Here is an 18,679-nt window from a genome sequence, read left to right as displayed (position 1 = left end):
CTAATAATAAGTGTATTTTCTGTATCATTGTTAAAGTAGAGATAGTTGGTAAACAAGTTAAAAATAAATCTTTTATTACAAAAAGTTATAGATAAGTATATAATAGGCAAAAATTTCTTGGCATGGCTTCTGCTTTATATAGAGATGTGTAGGTACATTTTGCCGCATGAAACTATTTTTAGGAGATGTTATCATGATGGGGAGTTTGTTTATTGGTGCAACAGGTATGAAAACCCATAGTACAGGGTTGGGTACTGTCTCCAATAATATTGCTAACGCAAATACCATTGGGTATAAGCAGCAACAGGTAGTGTTTCAAGACCTGTTTAGTCAAGATTTAGCAATAGGTTCTACTGGAAGTCAGGGGCCAAACCAGGCTGGTATGGGAGCACAGGTTGGAAGTGTTCGCACAATTTTTACACAGGGTGCTTTTGAACCTGGCAATAGTGTAACAGATCTTGCTATTGGTGGAAAAGGTTTTTTTCAGGTTACATTAGAGGATAAAGTACACTATACACGAGCAGGGAATTTTCGTTTTACTCAAGATGGTTTTTTAAATGATCCTAGCGGATTTACTTTAATGGGCTCAAGAATATCTAATAATCCTAACATAAAAAAGGAAACCCTTGAACCAATTCAGTTAGACTTTAATGATCCTACAGTAGCAAAGTCTCCTGCAAAAACAAGTACAGCATTAAACGCTGTGGTAAACCTTGGTGATAGTACAGATAAAACACAAAGTGAAGCTAATCCATACTTTGCACTTCTTGAGAGCTGGAAAGGAAATGGAACACCTCCTATTTCTACATCAAACTACTCATATGCACAACCTATGAGAGTATATGATCAACAAGGAAATTCTCACGATATAACTGTATATTTTGATGGAGCACCCTCTTCAACAGGAAGTAAAACATTTGAATACCTTGTAGCTATGAATCCTAGTGAAGATGGAAGTGCTGCATCAGGAACAGATAGTGCAGGTCTCTTAATGTCTGGAACTATGACATTTTCAAGTAATGGCGAATTAAAAAATATGACAGCTTTTACTCCTACTGGCTCTGCAACAAAAGATTTAAATGCATGGCAACCAGCACCATTAGTCAATGGTTTACCACAGTTTTCAGCAAATTTTGTTGGTGCAGGAATACAGCCTTTAACATTAGACTTTGGAATTAAAAGCCAACAGAATATGTGGGCAGGAGCTCCAGCATCCGCTGCTGCCATAGGTACAGATATTGGGAAATTGCCATCAATGATGCCAATACAAACATCCAGCGGTAATTCTACAGCAAGAAATGGATCATCTTCAACAAGAAGATATAGCCAAGATGGTTATCCTCAGGGAGATCTAGTAGATGTCACAATTACCTCTGAAGGGAAATTACAAGGTAAGTATAGTAATAGTCAGGTTGTTGATTTTTATAATATTCCTTTAGCACGCTTTACAAGTGAGGATGGATTAAGACGAGAAGGGAATAACCATTATTCCGCAACACTTGACTCAGGTGGGCCAGAGTTTGGATTGCCAGGAACATCTAACTATGGAAAACTTAGTGTGAATCAACTTGAGACTTCTAACGTAGACATGAGCAGAGAAATGGTTAATATGATTATTATTCAACGTGGTTTTCAGATGAATAGTAAATCTGTTACAACAGCAGACACAATGCTACAAAAAGCACTTGAACTAAAGCGTTAATATGTATTTTATTGTTAATTTTGTATTTTTTAATCTATTGTAATCTTAGTATGTATTATATATTAATAGTATTTCAACTTATAATTATTTATTTTGATATGTTACTACTTTTTCTTTACGTCAAGGATGAAACAGGTTATCAGCTTTGACATGAAAAAGTTTTTTCTGAATATTGTTATTTTTTGTTTTGGTATTATTTTACTATCTATTATAGGACTAATAGGTCTTTATTTTTGGGTTAGTAGAGATCTTCCTAATATTACAAAGCTTAATGACTATAGACCAGCTTTAGTAACAACAGTTCTTGCTAGAGATGGAACACTTATTGGGTATATATATCGAGAGAAGCGTTTTCTTATCCCATTAAGCGAAATGTCTCCTTTTTTGCCTAAGGCATTTTTAGCTGCAGAAGATGCTGAGTTTTATGAACATGAAGGTGTTAATCCGCTTGCTATTATCCGGGCTTTTTTAATAAATCTTCAATCAGGGACAACACGCCAAGGTGGAAGTACGATTACTCAACAAGTCATTAAACGTCTTTTGTTAAGCCCTGAAAGAAGTTATGAGCGTAAGATAAAAGAGGCAATTCTTGCCTACCGTCTAGAGAAATATCTTTCTAAAGATGAAATTTTAACTATATACTTAAATCAGACATTTTTAGGTGCTCATTCTTATGGGGTTGAGGCAGCCGCAAGGACTTATTTTGCTAAGCATGCTAAAGATCTTTCATTAGCTGAATGTGCTCTTCTTGCAGGACTTCCACAAGCACCTTCTCGGTATAATCCCTATAAAGATCCTGAGGCTGCAAAAATTAGACAACGTTATGCTCTTCGTAGGCTACATGATGTTGGTTGGATTACCCAGGCTGAATATGAGGAGGCTCTTCAAGAACCACTATATTTTTCTTCAATGAAAGAAGGGTTAGGAGCTGAATCAAGTTGGTATATGGAAGAAGTCCGTAAGCAGCTTGTTTCCTTTCTTAGTAAAGAAAATATTTCTCAGTATGGAATTGTGCTCCCTTTATATGGAGAAGATGCACTTTATGAACTTGGGTTTACTATCCAGACAGCAATGGATCCTCAGGCACAACTTGTGGCATATGATGTTTTAAGAAATGGACTTGAAAATTTTAGTAAACGACAAGGTTGGAAAGGACCTATTGAGCACATTTCTTCAACAATGATTCAGCATTACCTAGAAAATGCTACATTTACACCTGAAAAACTTGATGGTGGTGCATGGGCTAAAGCAATTGTTAGTAAAGTTAGTCAAGAAGGTGCAGAAGTATTCCTTAGTAGCATTTATAAAGGGTTTGTTAGTGTAGAGACTATGGGTTGGGCACGTAAACCTAATCCAGAAGTTCGATCAGCTTATTGTGCTCCTATCAAAGATGCACGTAGTGTTTTAAATCCTGGAGATATTATATGGGTATCTGGAGTTGGCCCAGACTCTACACATAGGTATAGTTCTAAAACACTAGATACTTCTAAACCTATTCCTTTAGCTCTTCAACAGTTACCACAAATCCAAGGAGCATTAATTTCTATAGAGCCAAATACAGGCGATGTGATAGCTATGATTGGTGGTTATGAGTTTGGAAAGAGCCAATTTAATAGAGCTGTACAGGCAATGAGGCAACCAGGTTCTGCATTTAAGCCAATTGTATACTCTGCAGCACTTGATCATGATTATACATCTGCAACTATGGTGCTTGATGCACCTATAGTAGAATTTATGGAAAGTGGGGATATTTGGAGACCAGGTAATTACGAAAAAAATTTTAAAGGACCAATGTTATTTAGCAATGCTCTTGCACTTTCAAGAAATTTATGTACAGTAAGAATTGCACAGTCTATAGGATTACCTGCTGTTATTGAAAGAGCTAAGGCTTTAGGATTTAATGGTAATTTCCCTGAATTTTTTTCTATTAGTTTAGGTGCAGTTGAAGTAACTCCTATTCGTCTTGTAAATGCCTATACAGCATTTGCAAATGGTGGTAACTTAGCCACGCCACGGTTTATTCTTTCTATTAAAGATTCTAATAATACTGTTATTTACCGCCAGGAAATAGAACAACATCCTGTTATTTCACCACAGAATGCGTATATTATGGCTTCACTATTAAAAAATGTTGTTAATATTGGTACAGCAAGAAAAGCAAAAGTACTTGAGCGTCCTCTAGCAGGAAAGACAGGAACTACAAATGGGGAGCATGATGCATGGTTTATTGGATTTACACCCTATCTTGTTACAGGTGTTTATGTTGGTAATGATCATCCACAGACATTAGGTAAAGATGGCACAGGTGCTGTTGCTGCTCTTCCTATTTTTACAGAATATTCAAAAGTAGTATTGAAAAAATATCCTGAAAGTGACTTTCCTGTTCCTGATGGGATTACTTTTGCTTCAATAGATACTCAGACAGGGAATAGAGCAACTGCTAATAGTACCAATAGTGTTGTATTACCTTTTTATGTAGGTACAGTTCCAGAATATTTTGATAGTAAAGATAATGAGGTGAATACTATTGAACGTGGTGAGGATTTATTAAAACAATTTTTTTAACCATTTTTATGTAGCTGATTATAAAAATGGAGTTTGTTACATATTTTTTGTTATCATTATCATAAGTTATATTTATATACTCAAATATTGAGGCAAGTTAGTATCCTTGATAATATTTCATAAGAGCTAGATTTATAATATACGTTTATCTTATTTTTAATCCCTAATTATTCAAGGTTGATAGTTTTAAGGAGAGTTATATGTTTTGTAAGTTAAAGGTGATAATATGCATAACTCTTATGTTTATTATAACTGTGGTTCCAACAATTGCAGAAAGTGCCTTACCAAACTTTGTACCCCTTGTAAAAGATGCTAGTAAAGCTGTTGTCAATATTAGTACAGAAAAAAAAATTCCTCGTGGTCGTACAGAGTTCCCTATGGAAATGTTTCGTGGTCTTCCCCCAGGTTTTGAACGCTTTTTTGAACAATTTGAACCTAAAGGGCCTGATAGTCAGATACATAAACAACGTTCATTAGGAACTGGTTTTATCATTTCTTCAGATGGATATATTGTTACCAATAATCATGTGATAGAAGGAGCAGATTCTGTTAGAGTAAATCTTGAAGGTACCTCAGGCAAAGAAGAATCACTACCTGCAGAAGTGATAGGTAGAGATGAAGAAACAGATCTTGCTTTATTAAAAGTTAAAAGTAAAGACTCATTACCTTATCTTATATTTGGAAATTCAGATACTATGGAAGTTGGTGAATGGGTGCTAGCTATTGGTAATCCTTTTGGGTTAGGCCATACAGTTACAGCAGGTATATTAAGTGCTAAAGGACGTGATATTCATGCTGGACCATTTGATAACTTTTTACAAACTGATGCATCTATCAATCCTGGGAATAGTGGTGGTCCATTAATCAATATGTCAGGACAAGTTGTAGGCATTAACACAGCTATTATGGCAAGTGGGCAAGGTATTGGTTTCGCTATCCCAAGTAGTATGGCAGATCGTATTATAGAGCAGTTAAAGACAAATAAAAAGGTAAGTAGAGGTTGGATAGGTGTAACAATTCAGGATGTAGATACTAATACAGCTAAAGCTCTTGGATTATCTCAGGCAAAAGGTGCGCTTGTAGGTTCTGTTGTTCCTGGAGATCCTGCTGATAAGGCTGGTCTTAAAGTTGGCGATATTGTAACACAAGCTGATGGTAAACAAATTGATAGTGCAAGCTCATTGTTAAAAGCTATTGCTACTAAACCTCCTTTTTCTGTTGTGAAATTAAAAGTTTGGCGTGATGGAAAGAGTAAAGATATATCCATTACACTAGGAGAGCGTAAGACAACTTCAAGTCAAAAACAAAGCTCACCAGAATCTTTACCAGGTGCTCTTGGATTATCTGTACGTCCTTTAACACAAGAAGAGTCTAAATCTTTTGATGTTAAGCTTGGTATAGGCTTGTTAGTTGTAAGCGTTGAGCCTAATAAGCCAGCGTCAGAAGCTGGTATCAGAGAGCAAGATATAATCCTTTCTGCTAACTTAAAACCTCTTCAATCGGCTGATGACCTTGCAAATATTATTTGTGGAGATGCTAAGAAGAAAGGGGTTATTATGTTACAATTACAAAGAAATGGACAAACGTTTTTTAAAACATTGTCTTTAACTGAAGATAGCAACTAACTCTTCCTTATTTATTAAACTTATAACAAGTATAAAGAATACTCTTTACTTTTGTAAGGAGTATTCTTTTTTATAGTTTGAGCTTGTTAGAGGTATATTAATACTATTTTTATCTATCAATTTTATAAATAATATGTTAGGATATAAGAAAAGGATAAAATGATTTTCATAGATATAGTTATTGTATTCCATATAGTTACTAATTATTATGTGATACAAGAGGGTAAAAGTTTGTTTAAAATAATATAGAATAAAGGATAAGTTGATGTGTCATGCTATCCCTGTAAAAGTTATTGAACTGTTGGATAATGATATTATTCGTGCTACGGTTGGCGATAGTACAACAATATTGACTGTTTCAGGTATGTTACTTCCAGAACCAGTAACTGTTGGAGATTATATTATTGTGCATGCTGGATTTGCTATACATAAACTGGAGGCAACTGAAGCTGAAGAAAGTTTACGGTTATTCAGAGAGCTTTCTATTGCCGTTGGTGATACACCTAATTTTTAATTATTAATCTAATTAATAGATAAAGTAGTTAGATACAGTAAAAGAAAAATACTAGATAGGTGCAATGAATTTTTAGTTATTATTATTTGTTAGTTCTATTATGTTGAATAGTGCTTGTTGCTTCAGGACTTAATGCATTATATACATTTACTGCTTGTTCTTTTGCTTTGAGAAGTAAAGGAGTCAGTGTGGGCTTTGGGCGTTTTTCAATACGCATTCCAACGTATGTCCCTATAGGAAAAGAAAGAATAATACGGTTAAGTTTAGACCATGAAGAGGTTACATCCCAAGTACGCTTAGGACCTAGTAAAGTAGAGCGACAATAAATTCTACATTCAGGATAAAGCTGCTTTGTTAGACGAATAAGTTGCCAAGGACTCACCCATTGACTGTCTTTTTTTGGTTTTTTATGAAGCAGCTGTAATGTACTATTAATGATATGATTTATAGACCATTTATTTGTGAATCCAACAATAATACCATCAGATGCAACACGAAATGCTTCTGCTAAAATTTTTTTTGGATCTTCAACATATTCTAAAATAGTCACTAATGATGCGTAGTTAAAACTTTCATCTTCAAATGGAAGATCATCTAAGGCACCTAATTGGAATTCTGCACGATTTTTTAGTCGATTAGAAGAAAGTTCTAATACTTCTAAATTATTATCAAGTCCAGTAACATCAAATCCATAATCCCAGAACATTTCAAGAAATGCACCAACTCCACAACCAATATTAAGTAAGGTATAGTCACGTCTTGGCCATATAGATATCAGATTTTGGAATAGTTTATATTCTTGTTCTAATGCAAAGGAACCTTGTGGTGATACATACCACTCAGCAAGCTGCTTAACTTTTTCAGCGTTCCACATAATACATCCATATTTTTATTTATAAGCTTAAAACTATAATATATTAATCTGCTTTTTATGCTGTGTTAAGAGAATGTATTATAAGTTTTTAATAAATAGAATATCTATTTGTTGATTAAAGTTACTTATGTTTTTGTTCTAGTTTATTATGTCTATATTGGAAAATATAGCCCTTTATCATTTTTGATTGAGTTATTGTTATGATTCAGAGATCCAATGGGTGAGTGCTTCAATAATTTTTTTTGCTTGTTCTATGCTTGATATATTGAACTTAGATTTTTGTCGATATTCGCCTGCAACTTTTTGATAACGACGAATACTATACTTTTCTGGCCCATATCCACCAGTTTCTGGATCAAACTCTTGATATCGAAAGAGTATAGTTGTCCATGCTCCTTTAGAAAGAATGACTTTATCAAGTTCTTTGACAAGAATTTGACCTGCCTCTTCATATTCAATAGTAATTTCTTCAGCTGATTTCGCCACAATATCCTCATTTATAAAATAAAAGTTTTAAAAGTATTATCTTCTTTTCAAAGAAAAAAATATTTTTTTAGTAACACCCTAGTTGGAAAAAATAAAACTATAGTGTTTATCTACTTTTTATGTATTACATATTATATAGGTAATCACAACAGATGGTTAAGTACAAACAAGATATTTTAAACGTTAGGGTAGGTATCCTTAAATTTTAACTGATAATTTTATTTTCGTAATTTATAAAAGAAGTTATGCAATAACTGAGAGCACTGTGTTGCTTTTATTCCTCCCATATGCCATGGCTTATAGTTATTAAAAGGTAAATCAAAACCAGCAATACAGGAAGTAATACTTCCTGTATTTAGTTCTGCTGCCCCATATACAATACCATCAATCCTAGCTTGTATAATAGCACCTACACACATTAAACATGGTTCAAGAGTAACAATTAGAAAACAATCTTGTAATCTATAGTTTTGTTGGACTGCTCCTGCGGTTCTTAATGCAAGTATTTCTGCATGGGCTGTTGGATCTGAAGTTGTTATTGGAGCATTATGACCTTTACCAATAATTTTACCATTTTTATGAACAATAATGGCTCCAACAGGTACTTCATTTTTTTTTGTACATTGATTTGCTTCAATAAGTGCTTCATCCATTAAGTTGTCCCAAGTCCAGCCTAATGGTGGTGTTGGTATAGGCCCCCAACACATTATTTTTTCTGGTTTATAATCCATTCTTATTTGATGAAAAATAACTAACTATATCTTAAGTTGTATTAAGTTCAATTAAGGAATATTAGATATTAAGGATATGAATGTAACTGCTTATGTTTATTTTTTTTATGTGTTATTGCAGTGGGAACTTTTTCTTGAATAATTTTGAGAACTTCTTCAGGTGTATCACAGATATTAAGAAGAGCATCAATCTCTGATGGTTCAATAAAACCTTCTTTAGACATTGTTTGTCGCATCCAATCGACTAATCCATTCCAAAATTGGCTATTATAGAGTATAATAGGGAAAGGATGGATACGCTTTGTTTGCGTAAGAACAAATGCTTCTGAAAATTCGTCTATAGTACCCATTCCACCTGGCATTACGACATAGGCTTGAGCGTACTTCACAAACATAAGCTTTCTTATAAAAAAATATCTATATTCTGTACGTATTGTAAGATAGTTATTACATCCTTCTTCATGAGGGAGATGAATATGTAATCCAATGGAGCGTCCACCAGCTTCAAAAGCTGCTTTATTTGCTGCTTCCATTAAACCTGGTCCGCCACCAGTAATAATTCCAAAACCTGCAGAAACAAGAAGCTTGGAAATGGCTTCTGTTTCTTTATACAGAGGATTATCAGGTTTTGCCCGTGCTGATCCAAAGATAGATACACAAGGGCCTGCTTTACTCATTGCTTCAAAGCCGTCGACTGTCTCAGAAATAATTCTAAATAGTCGCCATGTTTCTTTAGTAGAGAGAAGGTCAATAGGAGAGCATTCTTCCATTATGTTCCTTTAGCATGAATTAATATTTTTAATATATTAAATTAATGTTTTTAGCATATAATAAATTGTAGATAAAAACAATATCATAACTTTTTGTTACTATATGCTATAGGTTTCTATAAGTAGTAACTGTACTATATGAAGGAAAGTGTTTTTATCAAAATGCTAATGGTTCTGGCATAAGCCATGTTTCTTCTTGAAATGAAGGGTTTGTCCACTCTTTAATTTTTTTACCCATATCCTCTGCAAGAAGGTTGATGACTGCAGCACTAGGGTTTGTTGGCATACGGGTTTTTGTAGCAAAGATAATAAAATCATTTACACTAGCTGCTTGTATACTACCTGCTTGTGATAATGACCATATTAAATTACCTGTTGATACGTCATAAATTTCTATTGCAATAGAAACACGTGTATCACCACTTAAGCCTCCATCAATAAAATCTGTAATATATCCACCTACCACTAAGTTAGCACCTTTTTGTTTAGCAATAGTGAGGGATACATCTGGACGAAATGCTGTTCCATTCTGTAGAAATTCAAGTGTAGAAAATATGCTATTCTGTAACCAGTTTTGCCAAATAATACGTGAAATATTGTTACCAACAGTCAAAAAATTTTCCATTTGTTGTGTTACTCTAAATGGAACAAAAAGAACTTTTGTAGGTTCAACTGGAGGAGATTGGGGATAGACATATACTTGAATTTGACTAGTATTTATCCAGTTATCAAGAATAACTTCAGCTTGTCCATATGAGTTTATATGTATAGTATTTCTTAAAGCTTTTCCGGTAGATGTAAGGTCACAAGCTGTTCCAAGGATACATAACTGTATAACACATAGTAATACAACTATACGCATAGCTAACTCCATAGGTATGATGGAACAGTTAATTAATATAAAGAGTATAGCCTATAGGGTATATTTATGCTATTGTTATATAGAGAAATAATATAAAAATATGTTATAAATAAAAAGTACTGCTATACTAGGCTATAGTAATAATTAAAAGTATTAATCACAGGTATATCTAATAGAAAGAATGTTTGAAGAATTACAGTATAATAAATAGTCTTATATCTTAACTAGGTAGTATAGATTCTGTCAGTTTTAGATATTATGTGTTTATCCAGCAATGTGTATAAACTGTTTTGCTCCTTGAAGCCCAATAGCCATTGCTATAAGGTAAAGAGGTATAAGAGCTAAGGCAGTTTTAGTCCATGAAAGTTTTAATGCATATTTGCAACCAATAAAGCAGGATATAGAAAACCAAATACTACCTACAAGAGAGCCAATAATAGGAATAATACAAACAATAGTTGGAGCGGCACTATAAGCAATAACACGGAATATTGTGTGAAAATATGTTTGTTCAGGTTGAATGAATCTAATCATAAGATAAAACAATAAAACATAGATTCCAAGTTGAAGAGCAAGTGTAACAGGTGTCATTATAAGTGTCATTGGAATTGTCATTTCTTGTGCAATGGAGCTTAATAAATCATGGAGAGATGACTCTGTTATTGATGGTTCAAGAGCTTGAAAGCTCACCATAAACCACATTCCATCCATAAGTGTCTGAAAAAGTCTTACTAAGATATAAAAAAATAAAGGTCTTAATAATGAACTTGTTGCATTACTTATATTACCAAAAAATGTTGCAGGGTTAAACATAACTCTTACTATTGTTTGGTAAAAACTAGAAAAAAAATCAAATTTTTCTGGATGTTCCCATGGAATAAGATCTACATAACCATCTGTAGGCTGCCTGGTTTGATTAGTTAATGTATATTTTTTTAGTTTTTCAAGTACATTTTTATAGTTGTTTTGTTGATTGTATTCACTAGAGGAGTTTTTTAAACACTCTGTATCAGAATGAGATATACTAGTATTGTTTGTAGGTGGATTAGTAAATGTTTTTGACTCAGCTTGCTGTAATAGGTGAATAGTGTTAGATGAACTTGGATCAACATATTCACTATCAAGATTACGAAAACGAAATCGAGTTTGACACTTTGGGCATGTTGCCATAACAGCATTATCTGGAATTTGGGAAGTATTAAGTTCACGATAAAAATGACACTGTGGACAATGAATCAGCATGGGATACCTCTATCCATAATGAGGATGAGTTAAAAATATCCTTCTATTATTAATAATTCGATAGATTGATTATAGGGAACAAACATATATTAGAAGAGTATATGTTGGATTTTTAGGTAAGGCAAGAGTATAAACTATACTCTTTTATCATTTCTAATATTTTTATTATAAAAACATAATGCTAGGATAGTTTGTTAAAAAATGTAACTATTATTTTGGTGTCTGTGTCATATATAGCCATGTTTTTGGTTGATATATCAGGTAGACTAATATAGGTATTAAAAAATATGAATATGTATTATATTTAGTATGTCTTATTTTTTAGTGTATTGTTGTTATAAGCTATGTATATAGTTGGAGTATGCATGAAGAAATGGTTGAGAATATTATTACTAGCTATATGTGTTAATATATTTGTAGGAAATGCTTTTTGTGAGGAAGTGATTCGTATAGGCTTAATGTGTCCACTTACAGGAAAGTGGGCAAATGAAGGTCAAGAGATGCAAAATATTGTAAAATTATTAGCAGAAAATGTTAATAATTTAGGTGGAGTTAATGGAAAAAGGGTTGAGCTTATTATTGAGGATGATGCAAGTGATCCTCGAACAGCAGCATTAGCTGCTCAAAAACTTGTTTCCTCTGGTGTGGTAGCAATTATTGGTACTTATGGTTCATCTATTACAGAGGCAACACAAAATATTATTAATGAAGCTGGAATTGTACAAATTGCTACAGGTTCTACAAGTAATAGGTTAACAGATAAAGGATTACCACTATTTTTTCGTACAAGCCCTCGTGATAGTGATCAAGGTATAGTAGCCGCAGATGTCATTAGTCAAAAAGGATATAAGTCTATAGCAATACTACACGATAATTCTTCTTATGCAAAAGGGTTAGCACAAGAGACAAGGAGAGAACTTGAAAAAAAAGGTAGCTCTGTTGTATTTTTTGATGCGCTTACACCAGGTGAACAGGATTATACTGCTATATTAACTAAAATCCAAACAACAAATCCTGATCTGATTTTTTTCACAGGTTATTTCCCTGAGGCTGGTTTATTACTCCGTCAAAAGTCAGAGATGAACTGGTCTGTTCCAATTATGGGTGGAGATGCAACAAATAATACAGATCTTGTTAAAATTGCAGGAAAACAAGCTGCTAAAGGATACTTTTTTTTGAGTCCTCCTACAGCATATGACTTTAATACACCTGAAGCAAAAGCATTTTTTATGGAATACAAAAAACAATATCATAAGTTACCTAGCGCTATTTGGCCTATTTTTGCTGGTGAAGCATTTAATGTGATTATTGAAGCTTTAAAGCAAGGAAAAGATTCTCCTAAATCTATTGCATTTTATTTAAAACATACACTAAAGGATTTTCCTGGGTTGACAGGGCCAATTTCTTTTGATGAGCAGGGAGATCGTATAGGGAATTTTTATAAAGTATATTATGTTGATGAACAGGGAACATTTATTCTTGAAAAATAATGCAATAGTCTAACTAACTCTTTTTAGTTTTTGTCAATAAGCTCTACTATATGATTGAATTTTTTCAACAGATTATTAATGGAGTAGCAATAGGGGGAATTTATGCCCTAGTTGCTCTTGGTTATACCATGGTATATGGCGTGCTTAAATTGATTAACTTTGCACATGGAGAACTTTTTACCATTGGTGCATACATAGGATTTACTCTTTTATTTTCCTTAGGTTTATCAACACTTGCAGAACCTATTGCTATTGGTTTAGTGATGTTTACTATATTTGTTATAGTTGCATTTTTGGGCGTTCTTCTTGAACGTACAGCTTACCGTCCTCTAAGAAAAGCAAATAGATTATCTGCTGTTGTTTCAGCTTTAGGTGCATCTATTTTTTTACAGAATGCTATTATGCTTATTTATGGTGGAAATTTTTATGTATATCCAGAAACATTTTTCCCTTCACTTAGTTTAGATATTTTTGGGGTACATATTTCTTTCATGCGACTTATTATTATTTCTATTTCATTTTTCCTCATGGTAACTTTATATTTTTTTGTTAATAAGACATCTATAGGAATGGCTATAAAAGCTGTTGCAATTGATCAAATTACTGCACGGCTTATGGGTATTAATGTAAACAAAATTATTTCTCTTGTTTTTTTTATTGGTGCTGGCCTTGGCGGTATTGCAGGTGTAATGGTAGGTATGTATTATGGCCAAATTTCTTTTACTATGGGCTGGCTATATGGTTTAAAGGCATTCACTGCAGCTATTTTAGGAGGAATAGGAAATATTCCAGGAGCAATGTTAGGAGGGTTATTATTAGGAGTAGTTGAAACATTAGCTGCCTCTTATCTTTCTATTGGGTGGAAAGATGCTGTTGCTTTTTTTATTTTGATTATCATTTTGGTTGTTCGACCAACAGGTCTTCTTGGTGAGAGGGTAGCAGACAAATTATGAGTAGAATAAGACGATATTGCTCTCTATTACTAGGAGTTTGTATTGCTATCTTACCACTTTTCCTTAATAATTATTGGATTGATGTTGCTTCAAATGTTGGTCTTTATGTTTTACTTGCGTTATCTCTTAATGTTATTCTTGGCCAAACAGGGATTTTTCATATGGGGCACTCAGCATTTTATGCTGTTGGAGCTTACTTTACTGCTATTTGTAATACATACTACCAGATCCCTATTCTTTGGCTATTACCTTTAGCTGGTTTTACTACAGCTTTTTTTGCTCTTATTATAGTACGGCCCATTCTTTCCTTAAGAGGAGATTATCTTCTTATTGTTAGTATTGGTATTGTAGAAATTGTAAGAATTGCACTTACTAATGATATTTGTGGTATTACTGGTGGTGCTAATGGAATTTTTGGTATATCTCGTCCTACTATTGGTGATATAGTTATTCGTACAACTACTCAGTTTTATTATCTAATATGGGGTATTGTTCTTTTGACTATGCTCCTTTTTTCTTGGTTATTTTCATCCCGATATGGTAGAGCTTTTAATAGTATAAAAGAAGATGAGGTAGCAGCTGAAGGTTCTGGAATTAATATTATTCACTATAAGTGGTTAGCATTTGTTGTTGGTGCATTTTGGGCAGGAATAGCTGGGAACCTTTTTGCAAGTAAGATGACTGTTATTTCTCCAACTTCATTTACTATTTGGGAATCTGTCATTATTTTTGTTATTGTTATTTTATCAGGTGGAAGTCAATTGGGTGTGATTTTAGGAACATGTTTTGTTATTGCATTGCCAGAAATATTTCGGAGCCTTGCAGATGCGAGAATGCTTATTTTTGGCTTAGCAATGATGATTATGATGATTGTCAGACCTCAAGGTTTATTACCACCATTACCTCGTGTCTATAATATTCGAAATCTTTTACATAAGAAACATTCTGATTTTGGATCACCTATTGCTCCTAGACAGAATTAGGAATACTATATGACACTTCTTTCTCTTAATAACGTAACAAAATTTTTTGGCGGGTTGATAGCTGTAAACAATGTTTCTTTTGAAATTAAACAGGGAAGTATTATAGGTCTTATAGGGCCAAATGGAGCTGGTAAGACAACTATATTTAATTTAATTACAGGAAACTCTATTCCTAATAAGGGAGAGATTTGTTTTGCAGGACAATCTATTCAAGGAATGAAGCCTTATGCTATTGTAAATCTTGGTATTGCTCGAACATTTCAATCTATACGCCTTTTCCCATATCTTTCTGTTATTGAAAATGTTCTTATTGGTAGGCATTGTAGAATGCAATCAGGTTTCTTTAGCTGTATGTTTCGTTTTTCTTCACAACGTCAGGAAGAACAAGCAGCTATTGAGCGTGCTATAAGTGAACTTGAATTTGTTGGGTTAGCTTCCTATTCTATAGATCAGGCAAAAAGTCTTTCCTATGGTAATCAGCGGTTACTAGAGATAGCTAGGGCCCTAGCTTCTGACCCAAAACTTATTATTCTTGATGAACCTGCTGGGAGCATGAATGATCCAGAAACAAATGTTTTAATTAAGCTCATACATGCAATTAAAGAAAGAGGTATTACTATACTTCTTATAGAACATGATATGCATCTTGTAATGAATGTATGTGAAAGACTTTTAGTGCTTGAGTCTGGAACATTAATTGCTTCTGGTCATCCAGAGAATATACAAAGAGATCCTAGAGTTATCCAAGCATATCTTGGTCAAGATGACTAGATCTAATGTATGATTTTGCCTTTATCTTATTGTTTATTTAAGGAATATATTAATGTTTCTAGAAGTAAATGATTTACACGCAAGATATGGTGCAGAAGAGGTTTTACATGGTGTATCTCTTTATGCAAATGAGGGAGAAATTGTAAGTATTTTGGGTGCAAATGGAGCTGGTAAGACAACGACATTACTTTCTATTAGTGGGATTGTAAAAGTAACAAAGGGTTCAATTGTTTTTAGAGGTAAGGATCTCTCTTCATTACCTAGTTACATGATTACACGACAAGGTGTTTGTCAATCTCCAGAAGGTAGACGTGTTTTTGGTGTTTTGACTGTCTTTGAAAATTTACAACTTGGTGCTTTTACTATTCAAGATAAAAATTTGATAAGAAAAACATTAGACTGGATTTTTGAACTTTTCCCTAGATTATATGAGAGAAAAGAGCAGTTGGCTGGTACGCTTTCTGGTGGAGAACAACAAATGCTTGCTATTGGTAGAGCCCTTATGGGTCAGCCTCGCTTGCTTCTACTTGATGAGCCATCTTTAGGATTAGCACCTCTTATTGTTAAATCAATTTTTAATGCAGTACAGCATATTAATAAACTTGGAGTTACTATTCTTATTGTTGAGCAAAATGCTCGAGCAGCACTAAAACTAGCAAATCGTGGGTATGTATTAGAGTTAGGCAGAATAGTAATAGAAGATACTGCTAAGAACTTATTAGGTAATCCAGAGATTCAAAAAGCATATTTAGGTAGGTAATGTTCCTTTGAATTATGGATTATAAACAACTTGATGTTCATATGTATTGTATAAATTTAACTACGTACTAGGGAAGGAACACAAATGAATGAACTTACACCACGTGAAATTGTTGTTGAACTTGATAAATATATTATAGGACAAGAGCAAGCAAAACGCATGGTAGCTATTGCTGTAAGAAACCGATGGAGAAGGCAACAGTTACAAGAAGGATTACGAGACGAGGTAGCTCCACGTAATATTATTATGATAGGACCTACAGGTGTTGGAAAAACAGAAATTGCCCGAAGACTTGCTAAGTTATGTCATGCTCCTTTTATTAAAGTTGAGGCTACCAAGTATACTGAAGTAGGCTATGTTGGACGTGATGTGGAGTCTATGATTCGTGATCTTATGGAGATATCCATTAATCTTGTCAGGAAAGAAGAGGCAGAAAAAGTACGTGAACGAGCAGAAGTTTTGGCAGAAGAAAGACTTTTAGATTTGTTACTTCCTATAGGAGAAAATCGTGATGCTACACGTGAAAAATTAAGAAGTCTTTTTCGACAAGGTCATCTTAAAGATCGAGAAGTCGATATTGAAGTGCAAGAACAAACACAGCCTATTGGTATTTTAAACGTTCCTGGAATGGAACAAATAGGTAATCAGATGAAAGATGCATTTAGTCGTATCTTTCCACAAAAAACACATCGTCGAAAAATGAAAGTAAGTGCTGCTTGGGAACACCTTGTAGGAGAAGAGTCTAACCGACTTGTTGATAATGATAAACTTACAGATTTAGCACGGGAACGCGTAGAGCAAATGGGTATTGTTTTTATAGATGAAATTGACAAGCTTGCAAGTGCATCACAGCATCGCTCTTCTGATATTTCTAGAGAAGGTGTGCAACGTGACTTGCTTCCTATTGTCGAAGGAAGTGCAGTAAATACTAAATATGGTCTGATTAAGACAGATCATATTCTATTTATTGCTGCTGGAGCATTTCATTTATCAAAACCTTCTGATCTTATTCCTGAGCTCCAGGGTCGTTTCCCATTAAGAGCAGAACTTGAAGCATTAGGTAAAAACGAATTTTATCGTATATTAACTGAGCCAGATAATGCTTTAACAAGACAATATGAAGCATTATTAGAAACAGAAGGTGTAAAAATTGTTTTTACAGATGATGGGTTAAAAGAAATTTCAGCATTTGCTGAAGATGTGAATACACAAACGGAAAATATTGGTGCCCGTCGTTTACATACAATTATGGAAAAAATTCTTGCAGACATCTCTTTTGATGCACCAGAAAAGTTTGGAACTACATTGGAAGTAACAAAAGAGTATGTCGTTTCATATCTTGAAGATATACGTGCTAATACAGAGTTAAGCAGATTTATTCTTTAATACTATGGAGTGAATATAAGGTGGATATGGAGAAAGCAAGACTTCGATCTCATATGTTGATTGAAAGTTTACCGTATTTACAAAAATTTCAAGGAAAAGTGATTGTCATAAAGTATGGCGGTCATGCAATGAAAGATACATTGCTGAAACAATCCTTTGCTCAAAGTATAGCATTACTTAATCTTGTAGGTATTCATCCTATTGTAGTTCATGGAGGAGGACCACAGATTGGCAATATGTTATCTAGATTAAATATTCAGTCTGAATTTCGTGAAGGATTACGTGTAACAGACAAAGCCACCATGGATGTTGTTGAAATGGTATTAGCTGGTTCTGTTAATAAAGAAATTGTAAACCAAGTAAATCAAGCAGGAGCTAAAGCTGTTGGACTTTCTGGAAAAGATGGAGCATTCATTCTTGCTGAAAAAAATGATTTAATTCTTACAAAAGAAAATCAACCTCCTGAAATTATCAATCTTGGGAATGTTGGACGAGTTGTTCATATTGAAACATCATTGCTATATACATTGATTGAAAAAGGCTTCATTCCAATTATTGCTCCTGTTGGAACAGATAATAAACAAACATATAATATTAATGCTGATGAAGTAGCAGGAGCTATTGCAGGTGCTTTAAAAGCCACAAGACTTCTTTTACTTACAGATGTAGAAGGTATCTTAGATCTTAATAAAAAGCTTATTCAATCTATTTATTTAGAGGATACACCTAAACTGTTTAGTGATGGTATTGTTTTTGGTGGTATGATACCTAAACTACAATGTTGTATAGAAGCTATTGAACAAGGTGTCGAAAAAGTGGTAATTCTTGATGGTCGGTTGGAACATTCCATTTTACTTGAGTTATTTACTGATCAAGGTGTTGGAACAGAAATTGTCAAAAAACCAGTATAAATACATAGTTATTACTTATAATAAGATAAGAAGGTATGGTAATTACCATACCTT

General features: G+C 33.7%; 17 protein-coding genes. 11 read left to right on the top strand and 6 right to left on the bottom strand.

The genetic code is table 11. The annotated features are described in order from the left end of the window. Positions 1–193: 193 nt before the first annotated feature. From LI_RS01920 to LI_RS01905, 4 genes are all read left to right on the top strand, one after another. Complete coding sequence (locus LI_RS01920; RefSeq protein WP_011526433.1) at positions 194–1,702, top strand: flagellar hook protein FlgE; 1,509 nt, start codon at positions 194–196, stop codon at positions 1,700–1,702. Between the two features lie 150 nt (positions 1,703–1,852). Further along, positions 1,853–4,267, top strand: a complete 2,415-nt coding sequence (locus LI_RS01915; RefSeq protein WP_011526432.1) for a penicillin-binding protein 1A — start codon at positions 1,853–1,855, stop codon at positions 4,265–4,267. 200 nt (positions 4,268–4,467) lie between these two features. Continuing rightward, positions 4,468–5,892 carry a DegQ family serine endoprotease gene (locus LI_RS01910; RefSeq protein WP_011526431.1) on the top strand — a complete coding sequence of 475 codons (1,425 nt, stop codon included), beginning with the start codon at positions 4,468–4,470 and terminating at the stop codon, positions 5,890–5,892. A 265-nt stretch (positions 5,893–6,157) separates the two neighbouring features. After that, positions 6,158–6,406 carry a HypC/HybG/HupF family hydrogenase formation chaperone gene (locus LI_RS01905; protein WP_015353723.1) on the top strand — a complete coding sequence of 83 codons (249 nt, stop codon included), beginning with the start codon at positions 6,158–6,160 and terminating at the stop codon, positions 6,404–6,406. Between the two features lie 82 nt (positions 6,407–6,488). Here the strand turns inward: LI_RS01905 and LI_RS01900 are convergent, their stop codons facing one another. The 6 genes from LI_RS01900 to LI_RS01875 all read right to left on the bottom strand — a co-directional run bounded on the left by LI_RS01900 (position 6,489) and on the right by LI_RS01875 (position 11,371). Next, a complete protein-coding gene (locus LI_RS01900; RefSeq protein ID WP_011526430.1) occupies positions 6,489–7,280 on the bottom strand; it encodes a class I SAM-dependent methyltransferase in 792 nt (263 codons plus the stop codon). A 198-nt stretch (positions 7,281–7,478) separates the two neighbouring features. Further along, entirely contained in the window at positions 7,479–7,766 is a 288-nt protein-coding gene (locus LI_RS01895) for a hypothetical protein (RefSeq protein WP_011526429.1), read from the bottom strand. A 218-nt stretch (positions 7,767–7,984) separates the two neighbouring features. Continuing rightward, positions 7,985–8,497: a tRNA adenosine(34) deaminase TadA gene (tadA, locus tag LI_RS01890; protein WP_015353722.1), complete on the bottom strand. Its 513-nt coding sequence runs from the start codon at positions 8,495–8,497 to the stop codon at positions 7,985–7,987. 68 nt (positions 8,498–8,565) lie between these two features. Continuing rightward, complete coding sequence (locus LI_RS01885; protein ID WP_011526427.1) at positions 8,566–9,267, bottom strand: LOG family protein; 702 nt, start codon at positions 9,265–9,267, stop codon at positions 8,566–8,568. A gap of 157 nt (positions 9,268–9,424) precedes the next feature. Then, entirely contained in the window at positions 9,425–10,129 is a 705-nt protein-coding gene (locus tag LI_RS01880; protein ID WP_011526426.1) for a hypothetical protein, read from the bottom strand. A gap of 264 nt (positions 10,130–10,393) precedes the next feature. Beyond that, positions 10,394–11,371, bottom strand: a complete 978-nt coding sequence (locus tag LI_RS01875; protein WP_011526425.1) for a YIP1 family protein — start codon at positions 11,369–11,371, stop codon at positions 10,394–10,396. A 365-nt stretch (positions 11,372–11,736) separates the two neighbouring features. Here LI_RS01875 and LI_RS01870 point away from each other — a divergent pair, with 365 nt between their 5' ends. The 7 genes from LI_RS01870 (at position 11,737) to argB (ending at position 18,625) form a co-directional block, all read left to right on the top strand. Then, positions 11,737–12,861: a branched-chain amino acid ABC transporter substrate-binding protein gene (locus LI_RS01870; RefSeq protein ID WP_011526424.1), complete on the top strand. Its 1,125-nt coding sequence runs from the start codon at positions 11,737–11,739 to the stop codon at positions 12,859–12,861. A 50-nt stretch (positions 12,862–12,911) separates the two neighbouring features. Then, positions 12,912–13,814, top strand: a complete 903-nt coding sequence (locus LI_RS01865; protein WP_011526423.1) for a branched-chain amino acid ABC transporter permease — start codon at positions 12,912–12,914, stop codon at positions 13,812–13,814. Further along, the gene (locus LI_RS01860) at positions 13,811–14,797 is read left to right on the top strand and encodes a branched-chain amino acid ABC transporter permease (protein ID WP_011526422.1); all 987 of its coding nucleotides are present in this window, start codon (positions 13,811–13,813) and stop codon (positions 14,795–14,797) included. The genes LI_RS01865 and LI_RS01860 overlap by 4 nt, the downstream gene beginning before the upstream one ends. A gap of 9 nt (positions 14,798–14,806) precedes the next feature. Further along, positions 14,807–15,568, top strand: a complete 762-nt coding sequence (locus LI_RS01855) for an ABC transporter ATP-binding protein (protein WP_011526421.1) — start codon at positions 14,807–14,809, stop codon at positions 15,566–15,568. 52 nt (positions 15,569–15,620) lie between these two features. Beyond that, positions 15,621–16,328, top strand: coding sequence for an ABC transporter ATP-binding protein (locus LI_RS01850; protein WP_011526420.1), 708 nt, complete (start codon positions 15,621–15,623; stop codon positions 16,326–16,328). Positions 16,329–16,412: 84 nt separating this feature from the next. Continuing rightward, on the top strand, positions 16,413–17,714 hold the full coding sequence (gene hslU / locus LI_RS01845; RefSeq protein WP_011526419.1) for an ATP-dependent protease ATPase subunit HslU: 1,302 nt from the start codon (positions 16,413–16,415) through the stop codon (positions 17,712–17,714). A gap of 20 nt (positions 17,715–17,734) precedes the next feature. Continuing rightward, positions 17,735–18,625, top strand: coding sequence for an acetylglutamate kinase (gene argB, locus LI_RS01840; protein ID WP_011526418.1), 891 nt, complete (start codon positions 17,735–17,737; stop codon positions 18,623–18,625). Positions 18,626–18,679: the final 54 nt, after the last annotated feature.

It is taken from the genome of Lawsonia intracellularis PHE/MN1-00 (assembly GCF_000055945.1).
Taxonomy (GTDB): Bacteria; Desulfobacterota; Desulfovibrionia; order Desulfovibrionales; family Desulfovibrionaceae; genus Bilophila; species Bilophila intracellularis.
Note: the sequence above shows the minus strand (reverse complement) of the source record. Positions and strands in the feature narration are given on the sequence as shown.